The organism is Elioraea sp. (assembly GCF_022842375.1).
GTDB lineage: Bacteria > Pseudomonadota > Alphaproteobacteria > Acetobacterales > Acetobacteraceae > Elioraea_A.
In genome coordinates this window covers 304,297-323,285 of sequence record NZ_JALHPR010000002.1, presented here as the reverse complement: position 1 = coordinate 323,285, position 18,989 = coordinate 304,297, and the positions used below count along the sequence as shown (strand labels likewise).

The 18,989-nt window shown below is 70.8% G+C and carries 17 protein-coding genes and 1 other RNA gene; 2 read left to right on the top strand and 16 right to left on the bottom strand.

Annotation, left to right across the window (positions count from 1 at the left end; genetic code table 11):
* The 6 genes from Q0C38_RS03355 to Q0C38_RS03330 form a co-directional block, all read right to left on the bottom strand.
* Window positions 1–446: energy transducer TonB (locus Q0C38_RS03355; RefSeq protein ID WP_291295634.1), on the bottom strand; the 446-nt coding region annotated here is incomplete at its 3' end.
* On the bottom strand, window positions 446–1,387 hold the full coding sequence (gene rsmH / locus Q0C38_RS03350; RefSeq protein ID WP_291295633.1) for a 16S rRNA (cytosine(1402)-N(4))-methyltransferase RsmH: 942 nt from the start codon (window positions 1,385–1,387) through the stop codon (window positions 446–448). The genes Q0C38_RS03355 and rsmH, both read right to left, overlap by 1 nt.
* Window positions 1,384–1,854, bottom strand: a complete 471-nt coding sequence (locus Q0C38_RS03345; RefSeq protein WP_291295632.1) for a division/cell wall cluster transcriptional repressor MraZ — start codon at window positions 1,852–1,854, stop codon at window positions 1,384–1,386. The genes rsmH and Q0C38_RS03345 overlap by 4 nt, the downstream gene beginning before the upstream one ends.
* A 328-nt stretch (window positions 1,855–2,182) precedes the next feature.
* Window positions 2,183–2,629: RNase P RNA component class A (gene rnpB / locus Q0C38_RS03340), an RNA gene on the bottom strand.
* 48 nt (window positions 2,630–2,677) lie between these two features.
* Entirely contained in the window at window positions 2,678–3,466 is a 789-nt protein-coding gene (locus Q0C38_RS03335) for an N-acetylmuramoyl-L-alanine amidase (RefSeq protein WP_291295631.1), read from the bottom strand.
* Window positions 3,433–4,239 carry a TerB family tellurite resistance protein gene (locus Q0C38_RS03330; RefSeq protein WP_291295630.1) on the bottom strand — a complete coding sequence of 269 codons (807 nt, stop codon included), beginning with the start codon at window positions 4,237–4,239 and terminating at the stop codon, window positions 3,433–3,435. The genes Q0C38_RS03335 and Q0C38_RS03330 overlap by 34 nt, the downstream gene beginning before the upstream one ends.
* Before the next feature lie 145 nt (window positions 4,240–4,384).
* Here Q0C38_RS03330 and Q0C38_RS03325 point away from each other — a divergent pair, with 145 nt between their 5' ends.
* Window positions 4,385–8,011 carry a hydantoinase B/oxoprolinase family protein gene (locus Q0C38_RS03325; RefSeq protein WP_291295644.1) on the top strand — a complete coding sequence of 1,209 codons (3,627 nt, stop codon included), beginning with the start codon at window positions 4,385–4,387 and terminating at the stop codon, window positions 8,009–8,011.
* 39 nt (window positions 8,012–8,050) lie between these two features.
* Window positions 8,051–10,963, top strand: a complete 2,913-nt coding sequence (locus Q0C38_RS03320; RefSeq protein WP_291295629.1) for an AsmA-like C-terminal region-containing protein — start codon at window positions 8,051–8,053, stop codon at window positions 10,961–10,963.
* On the opposite strand, the gene Q0C38_RS03315 is transcribed toward Q0C38_RS03320, so the two are convergent.
* Genes Q0C38_RS03315 through Q0C38_RS03270 form a run of 10 tightly spaced genes read right to left on the bottom strand, consistent with a single transcriptional unit; the run spans window position 10,960 to window position 18,965 of the window.
* Window positions 10,960–11,178, bottom strand: a complete 219-nt coding sequence (locus Q0C38_RS03315; protein ID WP_291295628.1) for a ribbon-helix-helix domain-containing protein — start codon at window positions 11,176–11,178, stop codon at window positions 10,960–10,962. The genes Q0C38_RS03320 and Q0C38_RS03315 overlap by 4 nt on opposite strands.
* On the bottom strand, window positions 11,179–12,591 hold the full coding sequence (locus Q0C38_RS03310; protein WP_291295627.1) for a lyase family protein: 1,413 nt from the start codon (window positions 12,589–12,591) through the stop codon (window positions 11,179–11,181).
* Window positions 12,588–13,637, bottom strand: coding sequence for a tRNA epoxyqueuosine(34) reductase QueG (gene queG / locus Q0C38_RS03305; protein WP_291295626.1), 1,050 nt, complete (start codon window positions 13,635–13,637; stop codon window positions 12,588–12,590). Before queG ends, Q0C38_RS03310 begins: the two co-directional genes overlap by 4 nt.
* Entirely contained in the window at window positions 13,624–14,076 is a 453-nt protein-coding gene (queF, locus tag Q0C38_RS03300) for a preQ(1) synthase (protein WP_291295625.1), read from the bottom strand. The genes queG and queF overlap by 14 nt, the downstream gene beginning before the upstream one ends.
* Entirely contained in the window at window positions 14,073–15,209 is a 1,137-nt protein-coding gene (gene tgt / locus Q0C38_RS03295; RefSeq protein ID WP_291295624.1) for a tRNA guanosine(34) transglycosylase Tgt, read from the bottom strand. Before tgt ends, queF begins: the two co-directional genes overlap by 4 nt.
* Window positions 15,206–16,234: a tRNA preQ1(34) S-adenosylmethionine ribosyltransferase-isomerase QueA gene (queA, locus tag Q0C38_RS03290; RefSeq protein WP_291295643.1), complete on the bottom strand. Its 1,029-nt coding sequence runs from the start codon at window positions 16,232–16,234 to the stop codon at window positions 15,206–15,208. Before queA ends, tgt begins: the two co-directional genes overlap by 4 nt.
* Window positions 16,224–16,622, bottom strand: a complete 399-nt coding sequence (locus Q0C38_RS03285) for a VOC family protein (protein WP_291295623.1) — start codon at window positions 16,620–16,622, stop codon at window positions 16,224–16,226. Before Q0C38_RS03285 ends, queA begins: the two co-directional genes overlap by 11 nt.
* A gap of 4 nt (window positions 16,623–16,626) precedes the next feature.
* The gene (locus Q0C38_RS03280; RefSeq protein WP_291295622.1) at window positions 16,627–17,013 is read right to left on the bottom strand and encodes a RidA family protein; all 387 of its coding nucleotides are present in this window, start codon (window positions 17,011–17,013) and stop codon (window positions 16,627–16,629) included.
* Window positions 17,006–17,302 (bottom strand): DUF3303 domain-containing protein, encoded by a 297-nt coding sequence (locus tag Q0C38_RS03275; protein ID WP_291295621.1) that lies wholly within the window; start codon window positions 17,300–17,302, stop codon window positions 17,006–17,008. Before Q0C38_RS03275 ends, Q0C38_RS03280 begins: the two co-directional genes overlap by 8 nt.
* Before the next feature lie 7 nt (window positions 17,303–17,309).
* Window positions 17,310–18,965: a fumarate hydratase gene (locus tag Q0C38_RS03270; RefSeq protein WP_291295620.1), complete on the bottom strand. Its 1,656-nt coding sequence runs from the start codon at window positions 18,963–18,965 to the stop codon at window positions 17,310–17,312.
* Window positions 18,966–18,989 lie beyond the last annotated feature (24 nt).

Genomic DNA, 18,989 nt, shown 5'->3' with positions numbered 1-18,989 from the left:
GCCTCGAGCTCGCGGCGCGGCGCGGGTGCCGCCTGGCGCGGCCGTGGCAGGGGCTCCTCGCGCTGGATCATCGCGGGCGGGGCAGCCTCCTGCGGGCGCCCTCTCGCCGCGACCACGGACGCAGCAGGTTGTGCCGGGGCCTCGGCGACGGCGATGGACGGTGCAGCCGCAGGCAGTGCGGCGATCGCCTGGGGGGCGGCGAACTGCGCGGGCCGCATCGGCACGAGGTCGAGATGGCGGGTAGCGAGTGCGCGCAGGCGATCGGGCTCGTTCAGGAGAGACCATTCCGCATGGAGAACGTGAATGCGCTCATGCGCCGCGCCGATCGCGCGGTTGGTTCGGCTGAGCTGCTGCTCGAGCCCCTGCACCTCGTGCTTGACCTGATAGAGGAACAACCCGACCGCGACGGCGATCAGTGCCCAGACCAGCGTGGAGAGGCGCAGCATCAGGCAGCCTCCCTGATGCGTTCCGCGGCGCGCAGCCGTGCCGAACGTGCGCGCGGGTTGGCGATCGTCTCGGCCTCGGTCGGGCGCAGCGGCTTTGCGGTCAACAGCGCGAAGACGGGCGGCGCTGCGGGAGCGGCGAGGGCTGCGGGGTCGTGGCGCGAGGGGTTGCCGCCACGGCCGGCGGCAGCACCGAGGGCGCGCTTGACGATCCTGTCCTCGAGCGAGTGGAACGACACGGCAACGATGCGCCCGGCCGGGGCGAGCAGGCCGATCGCTGCCTCGATGCCGCGGGCGAGCTCGCCCAGCTCGTCGTTCACCGCGATGCGAAGCCCCTGGAAGCTCCGCGTCGCAGGGTCGATCCCGTCATGGGCGGGCGGAACTGCGCCGCGCACGATCGCGGCGAGCCGCGCGGTGGTGGTGATCGGCGCCTCGGCGCGGGCCCGCAGGATGGCGCGGGCGACGCGGCGTGCATGCCGCTCCTCGCCGAATTCGAGCAGCAAGGTGGCGAGCGCGCGCTCGTCGAGCGTGTTCACGAGATCGGCCGCCGTCTCGCCCGCACGGCCCATGCGCATGTCGAGCGGCCCGTCGGCGCGGAAGGAGAAGCCGCGCTCGGCCTCGTCGAGCTGGAAGGAGGATACGCCCACGTCGAACACCACGCCGTCGAGCGCCGTGACGCCTTCGGCCTCGAGGAGCGAGACCATGTCGCCGAACCGGCCTTCGAGCAGGTGCAGCCGGCCGGCATGGCGCGCGGAGAGTGCCGCACCGCGGGCGATCGCGTCAGGGTCACGGTCGATCGCGAAGACGGTGCAGGCGGCGGTCTCGAGGATCGCCTGGGTGTAGCCGCCGCCGCCGAAGGTCGCGTCGAGATAGGTGCGCCCCTCGGCAGGGCGCAGCAGGTCGAGCACCTCGGCGAGCATGACGGGAACATGTGCGACGCTCATCCCGCCACTCCGGCCGCGCCGCGGCCGCGCGGAACGGTCAAGCCGCGCTCGAGCGCGCGCGCCGTCGCCTCCGACGCGCGTGCGAGGGCTGCGTCCGGGTGCCAGAGCTGGAAGCTGGCGCCAAGGCCGACGAAGGCGACGAGGTCGGAGAGGGCGGCATGGGCGATCAGCCGCTCCGGCAGCATGATCCGCCCCTCGCCATCGGGCATGGCGGAGCAGGAGCGGGCAAACAGGGTCGTTGCGAGATCGTCGTGGTCGTCGGAGAACACGTCGAGCGTGTCGAGCGAGGCGGCGATCTGGCGGAACTGGATGTCGGGGCGGGCGTCGATGCAGGCGCGCTTGTGGTTCGGCGAGAGGATGAGGTCGCCCGCGTTCATGCGTTCGAGGGCCGCGCGGAAGGGGGCGGGGACCGAGACGCGGCCCTTCTTGTCCAGACGGTTCGTGTAGGTGTCGTAGAACTGGGTCATCCAGGCTCCGACACGGCCTCCGCTGCTCGCTCCGTTCCGCGCCGATGCCTTGCCGGCCCGGACCTCGTGCCCGCCGCCCCGCACACCGCGCTGGGGGGAAGGAGTGGTCCACGGCGAACGCGCCCGCGCTGCCTCGCCATGGGTGTTGATGGGATAACACGGGCACATATGGGTTACAAATGGAAACCATCCGTTAGGCCATGGTTCCGGCCTGCGAATACCCCGTTGGGGCCCGCAGACGCAGGACAGCGGTGCCGCCACCGTGTCGAAGGTTAATATTCACGATTTGTTCTTGCGGTCGTTGCTGTGCCGCGCACGGCGCAGGAAGCGGGTCAGGCGGCCTGTAAGCCGGGTTCTGTCCAGGGCATCGCTGCCCCTGGACGGCCATTCCTCTGCGACGCCCGTTGCCGGACGCCTGGCGCGACCTACCCGGGCGGAAAACGCGGGAACGCGCCTGCGGCCTGCCGGTTGCCCGGCTTCCGCTGTCCGCCCCTATTCGGTCTTGCTCCCGGTGGGGTTTGCCGTGCCGCGGCCGTTGCCGGCGCGCGCGGTGCGCTCTTGCCGCACCGTTTCACCCTTGCCGTCAGCCATCCCGGAAAGCGCCCGGGCGGGTGATGGCGGTCTCTTCTCTGTGGCACTGTCCCTGGGGTTTCCCCCGCCGGGCGTTACCCGGCACCGTGTTCCCGTGGAGCCCGGACTTTCCTCACCCCGCAGCCTTTCGGCCCCTGCCGTCCCTTGCGGGACGGGTGCGGAGCGCGGCCGTCCAGCCGCCTGACCCGCCCGGGTGATGCGCCCGATCGGCAGCCCCCGTCAAGCGAACCCGTCAAGCGGTGCGGACATGCCCCGTGGCAAGCCCGAGCACGCGACCGGCCCGCCAGCGCGTCTCGCCGTCGGCCACGCCATCGGTGCGGTGCTGCGCCCAGTGCCGCTGGAATGCCGTGAGGGCAACCGCGACCGACCGGTCATACGCTCCCTCGGAGGCGACGCGATAGCCGATCCGCCGCAGCACGGCGCGCAGCCCCGTCACCCCCGTTCCCGCGTCGCCGATCGACAGTGGCGGCAGGGCGCGCGCCTCGTCGGGGGCAGCGCCCGGCCAGACCCCGATGCCGGCCTCGGCCAGCGCGGCCCACGGAAAGCGCTCGCCCGGGTCCTGCTTGCGCTCGGGGGCCACATCGCTGTGCGCGACCACGTTGCGCCCGGGGATCGGGTGTCGGCCGAGGATGCCATGGCAGAGGGCGATCACGGCCCCGACCTGTGCAGCGGGGAAGTCGCGATAGCCCCATTCATGGCCGGGATTGACGATCTCGATGCCGATGGAGCGATCGTTGAGCGAGAGATGCCCGCGCCACCAGGAGAGGCCGGCGTGCCAGGCGCGGCGGTCCTCCGCCACCAGCGAGAAGACGCGCCCGTCCTCCTCGACCACGTAGTGGCTCGAGACCTTTGCGTCAGGGTCACGCAGCCGCGCGATCGCGGCCGTTCCTGTCTCCATGCCCGTGTAGTGCAGCACCAGCGTGTCGATCGGGCCGCCGTCGGGCCGCGCATCGTGGTTCGGGCTCGGCGCATCGACGAGGTCGAGGCTCAGATCCCGCGTTCCTTCTTGATGCGGTTCCACGCGGCGTTGAACTCCGACACGCGCCGCGTCGCATGCTCGATGAAATGCGGCGGCACGCCGCGCGCGGCCAGCGTGTCGGGGTGGTTCTCGCGCATCAACTGGCGCCAGGCCGCACGGATCTCGGTATCCGACGCCGACCGCGCGACGCCGAGCACCTCGTAGGGGTCGGGCCCCTGCGGTTCGGCACGCGCGGTGTTGCCCGACCGCGCGCTCTCCCACGCCCGCTCCGACAGCGAGAAGCGCTGGCGGACGCCTGCGAGGAACTTCTCCTCCGCTGCGTTCAACGGCCCATCGGCGCGAGCGACGGCGAACAGGCTCGCCAGCACCTCCTCGAGCACCGTGCGGTTGTCGGCGAAGGCTTCGGAGAGCTTGTCGGCGAAAGGCTCGTACCCGCCGGCGCTGTCGCGCGCGCCATCCCACAGCTTGGCGATGTCCCTGGCATTCTCCGGCGCGAAACGGAACAGCCGCTTGAACGCGTCGATCTCCGCCCGCTTCACCGGGCCGTCGATCTTGGCGAGCTTGGCGGCGAGAACGACGACGGCGATCGAGAACACAGTGTCGCGGCTGCCCATCATCGCCGCGATCTCGGTCATCCTGAGCGGATCGGGAGGGCCCAGGAGGTCAGCCGGGCTCGCGCCAGGGTGTCCTGTCGTCACGCCCGGGCCGCCCTTGTTGTCGGCCGCATGGCCGAGTGCGGCGCCAAGCACGGCCCCCATCGGCCCGCCCATCGCGAAGCCGGCGACGCCGCCGAGGATCTTCCCCCACACGCTCATGAAATACCTGGCTGAACCCCTTGTGCGGCCGGCACTGCCCGCGCCTTGCCGTCGCCGCACAACGACGTTACCACGCCAGGGGGAACGCGGGAACGCGCCGTGCAACCTTGCCAGGAAAGTCGAACCGTTGGGCGAAGACAACCGTATGCGTGCCGGCGATCACCAAGCCGGCTGGGAGTTCTGGATCGACCGCGGCGGCACCTTCACCGACATCGTCGCCCGCGCCCCCGACGGCACGCTCACCACGCACAAGCTGCTGAGCGAGAATCCGGGGCGGTATCGCGATGCCGCGGTGGCGGGCATCCGCCAGGTTCTCGGCTTCGCCCCGGATGAGCCGATCCCGCCCGGCCTCGTCGATGCCGTGAAGATGGGAACGACCGTTGCCACCAACGCGCTGCTGGAGCGCAAGGGCGAGCGCACGCTGCTGGTCGTCAACGAGGGGCTGGCGGACGCACTTCGCATCGGCTGGCAGACGCGGCCGAGGCTGTTCGACCTCGCGATCACCCTGCCAACGATGCTGTATGAGCGCGTGGCCGAGATCCCCGGCCGGCTGATGCAGGACGGCAGCGAGCGTGCGCCGCTTGACCTCGCCACCACGCGCGCGCACCTCCAGGCCGCCTTCGATGACGGCATCCGCGCAGTGGCGATCGTGCTGATGCATGCCTGGAAGAACGCCGCGCACGAGCGGGTGGTTGCCGCACTCGCGCGTGAGATCGGCTTCACGCAGGTGAGTGCCAGCCATGCCGTGAGCCCGCTGATCAAGTGGGTCGGTCGCGGCGACACGACGGTGGCCGACGCCTATCTCTCGCCAATCCTCCGCCGCTATGTCGAGCAGGTGGCGGCCGAACTCGGTGGCACCCGGCTCTACTTCATGCAGTCCAACGGCGGGCTCGCGGAAGCCGGCGCCTTCCAGGGCAAGGACGCGATCCTGTCGGGCCCAGCCGGCGGCATCGTCGGTGCCGCCCGCACCGCGCGCCTCGGCGGGTTCGACAGCATCATCGGTTTCGACATGGGCGGCACCTCGACCGACGTCGCCCTCTACGATGGCGCCTATGAGCGGAGCTTCGAGACGCTGGTCGCCGGCGTGCGCATCCGCGCGCCGATGATGGCGATCAACACGGTGGCGGCCGGTGGCGGCTCGATCCTGCACTTCGACGGCTCCCGCTACAGGGTGGGGCCCGACAGCGCGGGCGCCACGCCGGGGCCCGCCTGCTATCGCCGCGGCGGGCCGCTGACGGTGACGGACGCTAACGTCGCCGTCGGCAAGGTACAGCCGGCGCATTTCCCTTCCCTGTTCGGCCCCTCGGGCGACATGCCCCTCGACGCGACGATCGTGCGGGAGTGTTTCCTCACGCTCGCCGCGCGCATCGCCGCCGCGACCGGCGCGCCGATCCGCGACCCGCGCGAGGTGGCCGAGGGGTTCCTGCGCATCGCTGTCGCCAACATGGCGAACGCGATCAAGCAGGTGTCGATCGCCAAGGGGCACGACCCCCAGCGCTTCGCCCTGCAATGCTTCGGCGGTGCTGCCGGCCAGCATGCCTGCCTGGTGGCAGATGAGCTCGGCATGGGAACGGTGTTCATCCACCCGTTCGCTGGCGTTCTCTCCGCCTACGGCATGGGGCTTGCCGACCAGAGCGCAATGCGCGAGGCAGCGGTGGAGCAGCCCTTCTCACCCGGGGCGATGGACGAGCTTGCCCGCCGCCTCGACGCGCTCGCGGCCGAGGCCTCGGCTGCCCTCGTCGCGCAGGGTGCCGCGGCGGAGGCGATCGCCGTCACCCGCACGCTCCACCTCCGCTATGCCGGCACCGACACGCCGCTCACCGTCGGCTTCGCCGGGCATGATGCCGTGGTTGCCGCGTTCACCGCCGCGCACCGTGGGCGCTTCGGCTTCGCCACGCCGGAGCGCGGCCTCGTGGTCGAGGCGGTCTCTGTCGAGGCGGTGGCTGCCGGAGAGGCGGTTCGTGAGGAGCGCCTCGCCCCGCGCACCGACGAAGCGCTTGCATCGATCGACATCGTCGAGATGTTCACCGCTGGCCGCGCATGGGACACGCCCGTGTTCGACCGTGCCGCGATGCTCGCCGGCGATACCGTGACCGGCCCTGCCCTGATCCGCGAGACGACTGCGACGACGGTGGTCGAGCCTGGCTGGCGGGCGGCAGTGACGGAGGCGAACCACCTCGTCCTCACGCGCACCGCGCCACGCCCCGATCGTGTGGCGATCGGCACCGAGGGCGACGCGGCCGCTGACCCGGTGATGCTCGAGCTGTTCAACAACCTCTTCATGTCGATCGCCGAGCAGACCGGGCTCGTGCTGCAGAACACCGCGCAGAGCGTGAACATCAAGGAGCGTCTCGATTTCTCCTGCGCATTGTTCGACGCCGACGGCAGCCTGATCGCGAACGCACCCCATATCCCGGTGCATCTCGGCGCGATGGGCGAGAGCGTGCGCACGGTGCTGGCAAGCCGGCGCGCAACCCTCAAGCCGGGCGACGTGGTGGCGCTCAACAATCCCTACAACGGCGGCACGCACCTGCCCGACATCACCGTGATCACCCCGGTGTTCGACGCCGACGGCCGCGAGATCCTCTTCTTCGTCGGCTCGCGCGGGCACCACGCCGACGTGGGCGGCATCACGCCAGGCTCGATGCCGCCGCTGTCCCGCACGCTGGAGGAGGAGGGCGTCCTGGTCGACGACTTCCTTCTCGTCGATGGCGGAACGTTCCGCGAGGAGGCGTTCCGCGCGCTGCTCACCGGTGCGGTGTATCCGGCGCGCAACTCCGACATGAACGTGGCCGACATCAAGGCCCAGGTCGCCGCAAACGAGAAGGGCGTGCAGGAGCTGGGCCGCATCGTCGCGCAGTTCGGGCTCGACACCGTCCGCCGCTACATGCGCCACGTGCAGGACAACGCCGAGGAGAGCGTCCGCCGCGTCATCGGGCGCCTCGGTGATGGAACGTTCGACTACCGGATGGATGACGGCAGCCCGCTTCGCGTCTCCGTCCGCGTCGACCGCGCGGCACGCTCCGCCGTCGTCGACTTCACCGGCACGGGGAAGCAGCGGAACGACAACTTCAACGCGCCCCCGGCGGTGACGCGGGCGGCCGTGCTCTACTGCTTCCGTTGCCTCGTCGGCAGCGACATCCCGCTGAACGACGGCTGCCTGAAGCCGATCACCATCATCCTGCCCGACGGCTCGTTCCTCTCGCCGAAGCCGCCCGCCGCCGTGGTGGCCGGCAATGTCGAAGTGAGCCAGGCCGTGACCAACGCGCTGTTCGGCGCGCTGGGCGCGATCGCCTGCAGCCAGGCGACGATGAACAACTTCACCTTCGGCGACAGCACCTTCCAGTACTACGAGACGATCTGCGGCGGCACCGGCGCCGGCCCCGGCTTTGACGGCACCTCGGCCGTGCAGACGCACATGACCAACACGCGCATGACCGACCCCGAGGTCCTGGAACTCCGCTACCCCGTGCTGCTGGAGCAGTTCGGCATCCGCCGCGGTTCCGGTGGGCAGGGGAGGTGGCGGGGCGGTGACGGATCGGTCCGCCGCATCCGGTTCCTCGCCCCGATGACGGCCGTGATCCTTGCCAGCCGCCGCAACGTCGCTCCCTTCGGCCTGGCTGGCGGGGCGGATGGCGCAGCCGGCCTCCAGCGCGTCGAACGGGGCGATGGTTCGGTCGAGGCGCTGAGTGGCACGGACAAGGCGGAACTCATGCCCGGGGATGTGTTCGTGATCGAGACGCCGGGGGGCGGAGGGTATGGGGCAGCGTAACGGCTTGTGATCGCGGGCCGGCTCTGGCAAGTCGGGCGCGTGGGTTCTTTCCTCCGTCTCATCGCCTGGATCGGCGGCTTCCTCGCGGCCCTCGTGCTGCTGGCCGCCTGGCTTGTGCCGCCCAGGCTCGACTGGACCGTCTATCGCGAGGAACTGCAACGCATCGCCTCGGCCCAGCTTGGGCGTGAGTTCCGCATCGACGGGCCGTTCGCGCTCGCGCTGCTGCCCGCGCCACGGCTTGCCGCGCGCGGGGTGGTGATCGGCGAGGCAGGCGACAGCTTCACCGGATCAGCCGACGAGCTGCGTCTCACCCTTGCACTCGGGCGGCTCCTGCTCGGCGAGGTGGCGGTCACCGAGCTGACCCTCGTCGCCCCGCGGCTCGTGATGCGTGACCTGCCCGTGCCACTCTGGGTCGCCGCCGTTCGCCCTGCCCCGTTCCTTGCCGGAACCCGCGTCACGCTTGAACGCGGCGAGGTGAGCATGGGAACCGTGCTGCTTACCGATGTCTCGGCCAGGCTTTCGGCGCAGGGGCCGCTCGGCCCCTACACGATCAATGGGAGCTTCGGCCTGGGCGGCCTGCCGATCGCCGCCGAGGTCACGCTCGGCCGTGCCGGGGTCGATGGCGCGGCGACGGTCGAGGCAGGGTTCATGAGCCGCGGTGCGCGCGTTGCCGCAACCGGTCTTGTGCTGCATGGCGGGTTCGTCTTTTCCGGCCGGGTCGAGGCCGAGGGCCCAGATCTTTCGGTGCTGCTGCCGACACCGGCGCTGCCGTTCCGCGCCGAGGCGCGGCTGTCCGTCGAGGGCGGTGCCGGCAGTGCCGACCAGCTGACCCTCCAGCTCGGCGAGGCGCGGCTGTCGGGTGCGGTGAGCTTCGCGCAACAGCCCGAGCCGCGCGTCGACATCGCGCTCGCGGCCGTGCGTCTTGCGCTTGACCCATGGCTGACGCCGGCACGCGGGGCGTTGCGCGCGCCGCCCTTCCCCGTTGGGCTCGACCTCTCTCTCGAAGCAGCCGAGATCGCTGGCGGCACGCTGCGCTCGGTGCGCGCCTCGCTCCTGATCGCCGAGCAGCAGGTTGCGGTGAACGAAGCCTCCGCCGTCCTGCCAGGCGGGGCGGAGCTTGCTTTGGCCGGCGCCGTCGTTGCGGCGGAACGTGGGCCGCGCTTCGAAGGGTTGGTCGAGCTTGACGCGCCAGACCTGCGCGCCCTGCTCGCATGGCTTCACGCGAACCCGGCCTGGGCGGGACCGGAGGTGCTGCGCTCGCTCTCGCTCTCCGCCCGGGTCGCAGCGGAACCCGGGGTGCTGCAGATCGAGCAGGGCACCGGCAGGCTCGATGGCGTGGCGATCGAGGGTGGCGTCGTGCTGCGCCCAGGTGCCACGGCTGCCGATCGCCTGCAGCTGGGTGCAGGGCTCAGGCTCGCGCGGCTCGACCTTGACCAGCTTCTCGCCGGCGAACGCCTCGACCTGCGCACGCCGAGCCTTGGCCGGTTCGACGCGAATGTCCGGCTCGAGCTCGACGCGCTGGTCTGGCACGGCGTGGCGGCCGCCCAGGTCGGGCTGGATGCGACGCTTGCTGCCGGAAGGCTGGCGGTGCGGCGGCTGACGGCGGGCGAACTCGCCGGCGGGCGGCTGGTTCTCTCAGGCGCGGCTGATACCGGGGCGGCCGCGCGGATCACGAGCTTCGATGTCGATCTCTCCGGGACCGATGCGTCGCGGCTTGGCGTGCTGCTGCCCGCGTCGCGTCTGCTCGGCGCGGCCGCACCGGTGTGGCAGGGCGGCTATGTCCTGCGCGCCGCAGGGCGTGCTGCCGGCGAGTTGACGGAGGTGACGGCGGTGGCCGAGTTGCTGGATGCGCGGTTCGAGGCGGCGGGCACGACGGATGCCGCCTTCTCCCGTGCCACCGGCCGCATCGCGCTGCGCCATCCCGGTGCGCCGCGGCTTCTCTCCGCCCTCGGCCTGCCGGAGACGACCGCCTGGCTTGGCGAAGGCTCTCTCGCGCTCGTGGCGGAAGGCACGCTTGGCGCTGCCGCGCTGAGCCTCGCTGGCGCCGATCTCGTTGCCGGGCGCCTCCGCCTGCGCGGCTCCGGCGAGGTGGCCCTCGCGGACGATGGCGGACGGTTCCGGATTGCGGCCGAGGCGGAGACGCTGCCGCTGCCGGGCATCGCCTGGGGCGAGTCAGCTCCCTGGTCGCTCAATCCCCTGGCAGGCTGGTCGGGAACGGTCGCGCTCAGGGCGGCGTCGTTGCCGATCGGGAACAGCGCCGGGCTCGGACGCGTCGAGGCACAGATCGATCTCGAAGACGGAACGATCCGCGTTGCCAATATCACCGCGGCGCTGCGCGGTGGCACGCTTACCGGCTCGGCGAGCCTCACGCCGCAGGGTGGCTTCGCGGCTGACTGGGTGCTGGCCGACGCCGTGCTCGATGCGCCCTTGTTTGGCCTTCCCTTCGACCTCGCCGGCGGCCGCATCGGCATGACCGCGAGCGTGACCGCGACCGGGCTCAGCCCCGCTGCGCTGCGCGCGAGCCTCTCCGGCCAGGCGAGCGTCGAGGCATCATCCGGCGTGCTTGCCGGCTTCGACATGGCCGCCGCTGCCGAAGCGCTCACCGCGCCCCTGCCGGACTCGGAGGCATTGGCGCGGGTGCGTCGCGCACTCGCAGGCGGGGCCACGGCGTTCGAGCTGCTGGCATTGCAGTTCCGTGCCGAGCGTGGCGTCGTCGCGATGACCGAGGCCGCGCTTCGTGCCCAGGCTGGCAGTGCGTCCGCCAGCGGCGAGATCGACCTTCGCGCCGATGCGCTCGGGCTTTCCATCACGGTCATACCCGTCGGCGGGGCGGAAGCCCTGCCCGACCTTGGCCTGCGCGTCTCCGGCGCGCTCGACCAGCCACGCCGTGTGATCGAGACGGCGGCAGCGGCACGCCACCTTGCCGAGCGGGAGCGCGCGCCGCGACGCTAACCCCGCCGCGCGGCGAGCGCATGGACGCGCAGCGCGCTTGCGAGCGGGAGCGATGGGCCCGCACGCGCCGCATCGATCATCCGCACGAGTGCTGCAAGCGTGATGCCTTCGCGCGCGGCGGCATCCTCCAGCGCGCGCCAGAACGCAGGCTCGAGCGCGACCGAGGTGCGGTGCCCGGCGAGGCTGAGCGAGCGCTTCTCGAGATGCCCTGCCACCTAGCCGCCGCCGGCGAGCGTCGCGCCTGAAACGATCATGTCCTCCGGCCTTACCCAGGCATCGAACTCCTCGCCCGTCACGTGGCCGGAGGCGATCGCTGCATCGCGCAGCGTGGTTCCCTCGGCCAGCGCCCGCTTGCCGATGGCGACGGCACGGTCATAGCCGATGCGCGGGTTCAGCGCGGTGACGAGCATGAGCGAGTTCGCGACATGCCGCGCGATCGCCTCGCGGTTCGGCTCGAGCCTGTCCACCATGTTGGCGGCGAAGCCCTCTGCGGCATCCGCCAGCAGCGTGCAGGATTGCAGCACGGCCTGGATGATGACGGGCTTGAAGACGTTGAGCTGCAGGTGCGAGTGGCTCGCGGCGATCGTCACCGTCACCGCGTTGCCCATCGCCTGCACGCAGACCTGCGTCAGCGCCTCTGCCTGCGTCGGGTTCGTCTTGCCCGGCATGATGGAGGAGGAGAGCCCGTCGGGCGGCACGACGAGTTCGGCGAGGCCGGCGCGCGGGCCGGAGCCGAGCAGGCGGATGTCGTTGCCGATCTTCATCAACGAGACGGCGAGCGTGTTCAGCGCGCCCGAGAGCTCGACGAACGCATCGTGTGCGGCCATGCCCTCCGCCTTGTCCGGGTTCGGCTCGAAGGGAAGCGCGGTGAGAGCGGCGACGCGCTCGCAGAACACCACGTCGAAGCGCGCGTGGCGGTTGAGGCCGGTCCCGATCGCCGTGCCGCCCTGGGGCAGCAGGAAGAGCCGCGGCAGCGCATCGCGCAGGCGTGCGATGCCGTGTTCGACCTGGTGCGCGAAGGTGGCGAACTCGCCCCCCAGCGTCATCGGCACCGCATCCATCATGTGGGTGCGGCCGAGCTTCACGATGCCGCTCCACGCCTCGGCGCGGGCGGCGAGGCTGTCGCGCAGCCGGCGAAGCGCCGGGATCAGCCGGTCCACGACCATGATTGCGGCGGCGATGTGCATCACGGTGGGGAAACTGTCGTTGGAGGACTGGCCGCGATTGACGTGGTCGTTCGGATGCACGGGGTCGCGCGACCCGAAGGGCCGGCCGAGCAGCTCGGCTGCGCGATTGGCGATCACCTCGTTGGCGTTCATGTTCGTCTGCGTGCCGCTGCCGGTCTGCCACACCGGCAGCGGGAAGTGATCGTCGAGCGCATTGGCCGCGACCTCGGCCGCGGCGGCGATGATCGGCTGTGCGATCGCCTCCGGCAGCTCGCCAAGTGCGAGGTTCGCTTGCGCCGCTGCCTGTTTCTGCAAGCCCACGGCGCGGATCAGCACGCGCGGAAAGCGCTCGCTGCCGATGCGGAACAGGCGCCGCGCGCGCTCCGTCTGCGGGCCCCAGAGCCGGCCCTCCTCGATCTCGATCGTCCCGAGGCTGTCGGTTTCCGTGCGCATGCCCGTCATCCCTTCGCCGAGAGCCTGGCCAGCGCCCAGGCGCCTGCCTCCGCTACCACGGCATCGGCATCGGCTGCGAGCATCGCGGCTGAGGGAAGGAGCGCGGCGTCGCCGCTGTTGCCGATCGCGATCGCGACATTGCGCGCCATCCTGTTGCGCCCGCTGCGCTTGACCGGCGTGCCGGCGAAGCGTGAACGGAAGCCTGCATCGTCGAGGGCTGCGAGCCCCGCGAGGTCAGGCGCGAGCAGGTCCTCGCGGGCGGCGAGCTTCGCCTCCCTCGTCGCCTGCGCGAAGCGGTTCCAGGGGCAGACGGCCAGGCAGTCGTCGCAGCCGAAGATGCGGTTGCCCATCGCCGGCCGCAGTGCCTCGGGGATCGGGCCGGCATGCTCGATGGTGAGGTAGGCGATGCAGCGCGTCGCATCGAGCCGGTAAGGCGCGGGGAACGCATCGGTCGGGCACACGGCGAGGCAGCGCGTGCAGCTGCCGCAGCGATCGGCGTGGGCACCGTCGGGCGGGATTGCGAGCGTGGTGATCACCTCGCCGAGGAACAGCCACGAGCCGTGCCGGCGCGACACCAGGTTCGTGTGCTTGCCCTGCCAGCCGAGGCCCGCCGCCTGCGCCAGCGGCTTCTCCATCACCGGTGCCGTGTCGGCGAACACCTTCACCCCGGCGCCGAAACGACTTGCGATGAACTGCGCCAGGTGCTTGAGCCGGCCCTTCAGCACATCGTGATAATCGCGCCCGCGGGCATAGGCGCTGATCGTGCCGATGCGGGGCTGGTCGAGCGTCGCAAGCGGGTCACCCTCCGGTGCGTAGGAGAGGCCGAGGCTGACCACGCTCACCGCCTCGGGCCACAGCGCGCGCGGATCGCTGCGCTCATCCTTCCGCGCCTCCATCCAGCCCATCGTGCCGTGGTGGCCCGCGGCGAGGAACGCATCGAGCCGTGCACGCGCCTCCGGCGGGAGCGTGGCCTCGGCGAAGCCGATCGCGTCGAAACCGAGCCTGGTCGCCTCCGCCCTGATGGCGGGGCGAGGATCTGCCTCAGCCGCGCCCACGGTAGGGGGCGACGCCCTGGTCGGGCACCCACACGCCCTCGGGCGCAGGCCCCGTCTGCCAGAACACGTCGATCGGGATGCCGCCGCGCGGATACCAGTAGCCGCCGATGCGCAGCCAGGCGGGATCGAGCAGCGAGACGAGCCGCTTGCCGATGCCGATCGTGCAATCCTCGTGGAAGGCGCCGTGGTTGCGGAAGCTGCCGAGATAGAGCTTCAGCGACTTGCTCTCGACGATCCACCCTCGCGGCACATAGTCGATCACCAGATGCGCGAAGTCGGGCTGGCCGGTGAGCGGGCAGAGGCTGGTGAACTCGGGTGCCGCGAAGCGCACGAGATACGCCGTGCCGGCATGCGGGTTCGCCACGCGCTCGAGCAGCGCGGCATCGGGGCTCGCGGGCATCGGCGTCTGGCGGCCAAGCTGCGTCAGCGTGTCGGTCATGGCCCATTTCCTTCGACCCAGGCGTCTCCTTCCGCCCAGGCGGCGGCCAGGGCTTCGGCATGCGCGGCGAAGGTGCCGGCGAGGATCGCCTCGCGCAGGCCGCGCATCAGGTCCTGATAATACGTGATGTTGTGCCACGTAAGCAGCATCGGCCCGAGCATCTCGCCGGCCTTGAACAGGTGGTGCAGGTAGGCGCGGGAATGCCGCGCGCAGGCGGGGCACCCGCATTCGGGGTCGAGCGGGCGCGCATCGTCGGCGAAGCGGGCGTTCCGCAGGTTCATCTGCCCATGCCGTGTGTAGGCGCGCGCTGTGCGGCCGGCCCGCGTCGGCATGACGCAATCGAACATGTCGATGCCGCGCGCGACGGCACCGACGAGATCGGCTGGCGTGCCCACGCCCATGAGGTAGCGCGCCTTCTCGCGCGGCAGCAGCGGCGTGGTGACGTCGAGCACCGCGAACATCGTCTCCTGCCCTTCGCCCACCGCAAGCCCGCCGACAGCGTAGCCCTCGAAGCCGATGGCGGTGAGTGCCGCCACGCTCTCGGCGCGGAGATCGGGGTAGACGCTGCCCTGAACGATGCCGAACAGGCCGTGGCCGGGGCGCGGCACGAAGGCCTCGCGCGAGCGCAGCGCCCAGGCCATCGAAAGGCGCATCGAGGTGGCGGCCTGGTCCTCCGTCGCGGGGAAGGGCGTGCACTCGTCGAACGCCATCGTCACGTCGGCGCCGAGCGCGTGCTGGATCGCGACGGCGCGCTCGGGCGTCAGCCGGTGCTGCGTGCCGTCGATATGCGAGCGGAACGTCACGCCATCGGCGTCGAGCTTGCGCAGGCCGCTCAGCGACATGATCTGGAAGCCGCCGCTGTCGGTCAGGATCGGTCCGTGCCAGTCCATCAGCCTGTGCAGGCCGCCGAGGCGGGCCACGCGCTCCTCTCCCGGCCGCAGCATCAGGTGATAGGTGTTGCCGAGGATCATGCGCGCGCCGGTGGCCCGGACGGCATCGGCCGTCATCGCCTTCACGGTGCCCGCCGTGCCGACCGGCATGAACACGGGCGTGGCCACGTCGCCATGCGTGGTGTGCAGCGTCCCGGCCCGCGCGGTGCCGTCGGTGCTGGCGAGAGTGAATCCGAGTGTCATGTGCCACGCTCGAGCAGCGAGGCATCGCCGTAGCTCGCGAAGCGATAGCCGCCGGCGACGGCGTGCGCGTAGGCCGCCATGATCCGGGCATGGCCCGCGAAGGCACCGACGAGCACCATCAGGCTCGTGCGCGGGATGTGGAAGTTCGTCATCAGCATGTCCGCCACGCGGAAGCGGAAGCCAGGGGTGATGTAGAGTGAGGTGTCGCCGCGCCAGGGCAGCACCGTGCCGTCGTCCTGTGCCGCCGTCTCGAGCAGCCTCAGCGCGGTGGTGCCGACGGCGACGATGCGCCCACCGCGCGCGCGCGCATCGGCAATCGCGGCTGCTGCTGCCTCGCCGAGCTCGCCACGCTCGGCATGGAGGCGATGGGCGGTGATGTCGTCGGTGCGGATCGGCAGGAAGGTTCCCGCCCCGACATGCAGCGTGACGCGTGCAAGGCCAACGCCGCGCGCGGCCAGCGCATCGAGCAGCCGCGGCGTGAAGTGCAGCGCCGCCGTTGGTGCCGCGACCGCACCTTCCTGGGCAGCGAACACAGTTTGGTAGTCCGCCGCGTCATCGACCGTCGGGCCGTCCGGGCGGGCGATGTAGGGCGGCAGCGCAAGCGCTGCCTCGGCCGTCGGGTCGCCGGCGAAGCGGAGCGTGACGGCCCCGTCGCCGGGTGCGGCGACCACCTCTGCCGTCAGCCCATGGGCGAGGGTGAGCGTGTCGCCCGCGCGAAGCTTCCGCGCGTTGCGGGCCAGTGCCGCCCAGGTGCCGTCTGGCAGGGGGCGGTCGAGCGTCAGCCCGATGCGTGCGGCGCCACGCCGCGCCTCGAGCTGTGCGGGAATGACGCGCGTGTCGTTGACGACGAGAAGGTCGCCCGGGGCCAGCAGGGATGGCAGGTCGGAGACGCGATGATCGCCGAGCCCGTCGCGGCGCACGTGCAGCAGCCGCGCGGCATCGCGCGGGCGCGCGGGCGTCTGCGCGATCGCCGCCTCCGGCAGCGCGTAGTCGTAGGCCTGGAGGGACGAGAGGTCAGAAGTGATAGGTGCTGATCTCGATCAGGTTGCCATCAGGGTCGCGGCAGTAGAGCGAGGTGATGGACCCGAGCGCACCCACCTTCGAGACGGGGCCAAGCTCGATCATCACGCCGCAGCCATGCAGGTGGGCGACGATCTCCGGCGGGGTGACGGTGACGACGAAGCAGAGGTCCTGCGTGCCGGGCGCACCCTTCTCGCCGGTGAACCATGCCTCCTGCGTCGCGTCCGCAGGGCGGAGGTTGATCTTCTGCCCGCCGAAGCGCAGCGAGGTGCGCTTGTAGGGGCCGAAGGCCTCGCGCTCCATGCCGAGCACGCGCTGGTACCAGTTCGCCATGATGTCGACGTCGCGGCAGGTGATGACGAGATGATCGAGCCGGTCGACGGAGAAGCGCATGCGTTCAGGCCTTCTTCGGCAGCTTGGCAGTCACCTCGAGCTCGATGCGCATCGCATCGGTGTAGAGGCCGGCATGGATCAGTGTCGAGGTCGGGCGGGCCTTGCCGAAATACTTCTTGATCACGGGCCAGCAGGGCTGCCAGTCCTCGCGCTTCGGCACGATGAAGAAGGCGCGCACCACGTCATCGAGCGTGCAGCCGGCCTCGCCGAGCGCGGCGGCGATGTTCTGGAAGCACTGCTCGGCCTGCTCGACCACGTCATCGGCGATCGTCATCGTGGCGTAGTTGTAGCCGGTGGTGCCGGAGAGCCAGACGTAGTCGCCATCGACCACGGCGCGGGAGTAGCCGATCTCCTCCTCGAAGCGTGAGCCTGACGAGATCCACTTACGCATTGCCGTTCTTCTCCCTCATCAGCGCATAGGCCATCTCGCGCGTCTCGGCTCCCGGGGCAACCGGAACGATCTCGATCCTCACGCCAAGCCCTTCCCAGTGCAGCACCCAGCGCTGCAGGCGAGCGACGTCGTCGGCCCGCATCAGCTGGAAGCAGCGGCCGAGATCGGCGGCGATCCAGCTGTCGACGAACTCGACGCCGTCCGGCAGCCCCCGGCCCTGGTCTGCGAGGCGGCGGTAGATCGGCACCACCTCGCCGGTTGGGAAGGTCTCGATGACCATGAAGAGCATCGCGGCCCTACTCCAGCCCGTCGTAGAAATCGTTGCCCTTGTCGTCGATCACGATGAAGGCCGGGAAATCCTTCACCGCGATGCGCCACACCGCCTCCATGCCGAGTTCCGGATACTCCAGCACCTCGACCTTGGTGATGCAGTCCTTCGCGAGCCTTGCCGCAGGCCCGCCGACGGAGCCGAGATAGAACCCGCCATTGGCGCGGCAGCTTTCGCGCACGGCACGCGAGCGGTTGCCCTTGGCGAGCATGACGAGCGATCCGCCGGCCTTCTGGAACTCGGCCACGTAGCTGTCCATGCGCCCGGCCGTCGTTGGCCCGAAGGCGCCGGTGGCATAGCCGGCCGGCGTCTTGGCGGGGCCTGCGTAGTAGACGGGGTGGTTGCGCATGTAGTCGGGCATTGGCTCGCCGCGGTCGAGCCGCTCCTTCAGCTTGGCGTGGGCAATGTCACGCGCGACCACCATCGTGCCCGAGAGCATGACCCGCGTTTTCACCGGGCAGCGCGAGAGGGCGGCACGGATCTCGCCCATGGGCTGGTCGAGGTCGATGTGGATGCTGTCATTGCCGAGATGCTCGTCGGTCGTCTCGGGCAGGTACTTTGCCGGGTCGGTCTCGAGCTGTTCGAGGAACACGCCCTCGGGCGTGACCTTGCCGAGGATCTGCCGGTCGGCCGAGCAGGAGACGCCGATGCCGACGGGCAGCGACGCGCCGTGGCGCGGCAGGCGGATGACGCGCACGTCATGGCAGAAATACTTGCCGCCGAACTGTGCGCCGATGCCGAGGTTGCGGCTGATCTCGAGCACCTTCACCTCGGCCTCGAGGTCGCGGAAGGCGTGGCCGGAGACCGCCCCTTCCGTCGGCAGTCCATCGAGATAGCGGGTCGAGGCGAGCTTCACGGTCTTCAGCGTCAATTCCGCCGAGGTCCCGCCGATGACGATGGCCAGGTGATAGGGCGGGCAGGCGGAGGTGCCGAGCGACTTCATCTTGGACGCGATGTAGTCGTAGAGCCGCTGCTCATTCAGGATCGCGCGCGTCTCCTGGAACAGGAAGGTCTTGTTCGCGCTGCCGCCGCCCTTGGCCACGAACATCAGGTGGAACTCGTCGGCGTGGTCGTCGCCCGGTGCCGCCATGATGTCGAACTGCACGGGCAGGTTGTTGGCGGTGTTGACCTCGTCGAACATCGTGAGCGGCGCCATCTGGCTGTAGCGCAGGTTCGTCTCGGTGAAGGTGCGGAACACGCCGCGGGCGAGGGCCTCCTCCTCGTTGCCCTCCACCCACACGCGCTGGCCCTTCTTGCCGAACACGATCGCGGTGCCCGTGTCCTGGCACATCGGCAGGATGCCGCCGGCGGCGATGTTGGCGTTCTTCAGGAACTCGAGCGCCACGTAGCGGTCGTTGGGCGAGGCCTCCGCGTCGTCGAGGATGGCGCGGAGCTGCGCCAGGTGCCCGGGGCGAAGCAGGTGCGAGGTATCGCGGAAGCCCTGGAAGGCGAGCGCGGTGAGCGCCTCGGGTGCGATGGTCAGAACCCGCCGGCCTGCGGCTTCGACCGTGGCGACGCCACCGACATCGAGCTTCTTCCAGGGCGTCGCGGTCGGTCCCAGCGGGAACATCGGGCTGTAGGCGAAGCCGCCGGTGGTGGCGGCGCGCGTGGCGGGCGCGTTCATGCGCTGGCTCCCTCGCTCAGGGTC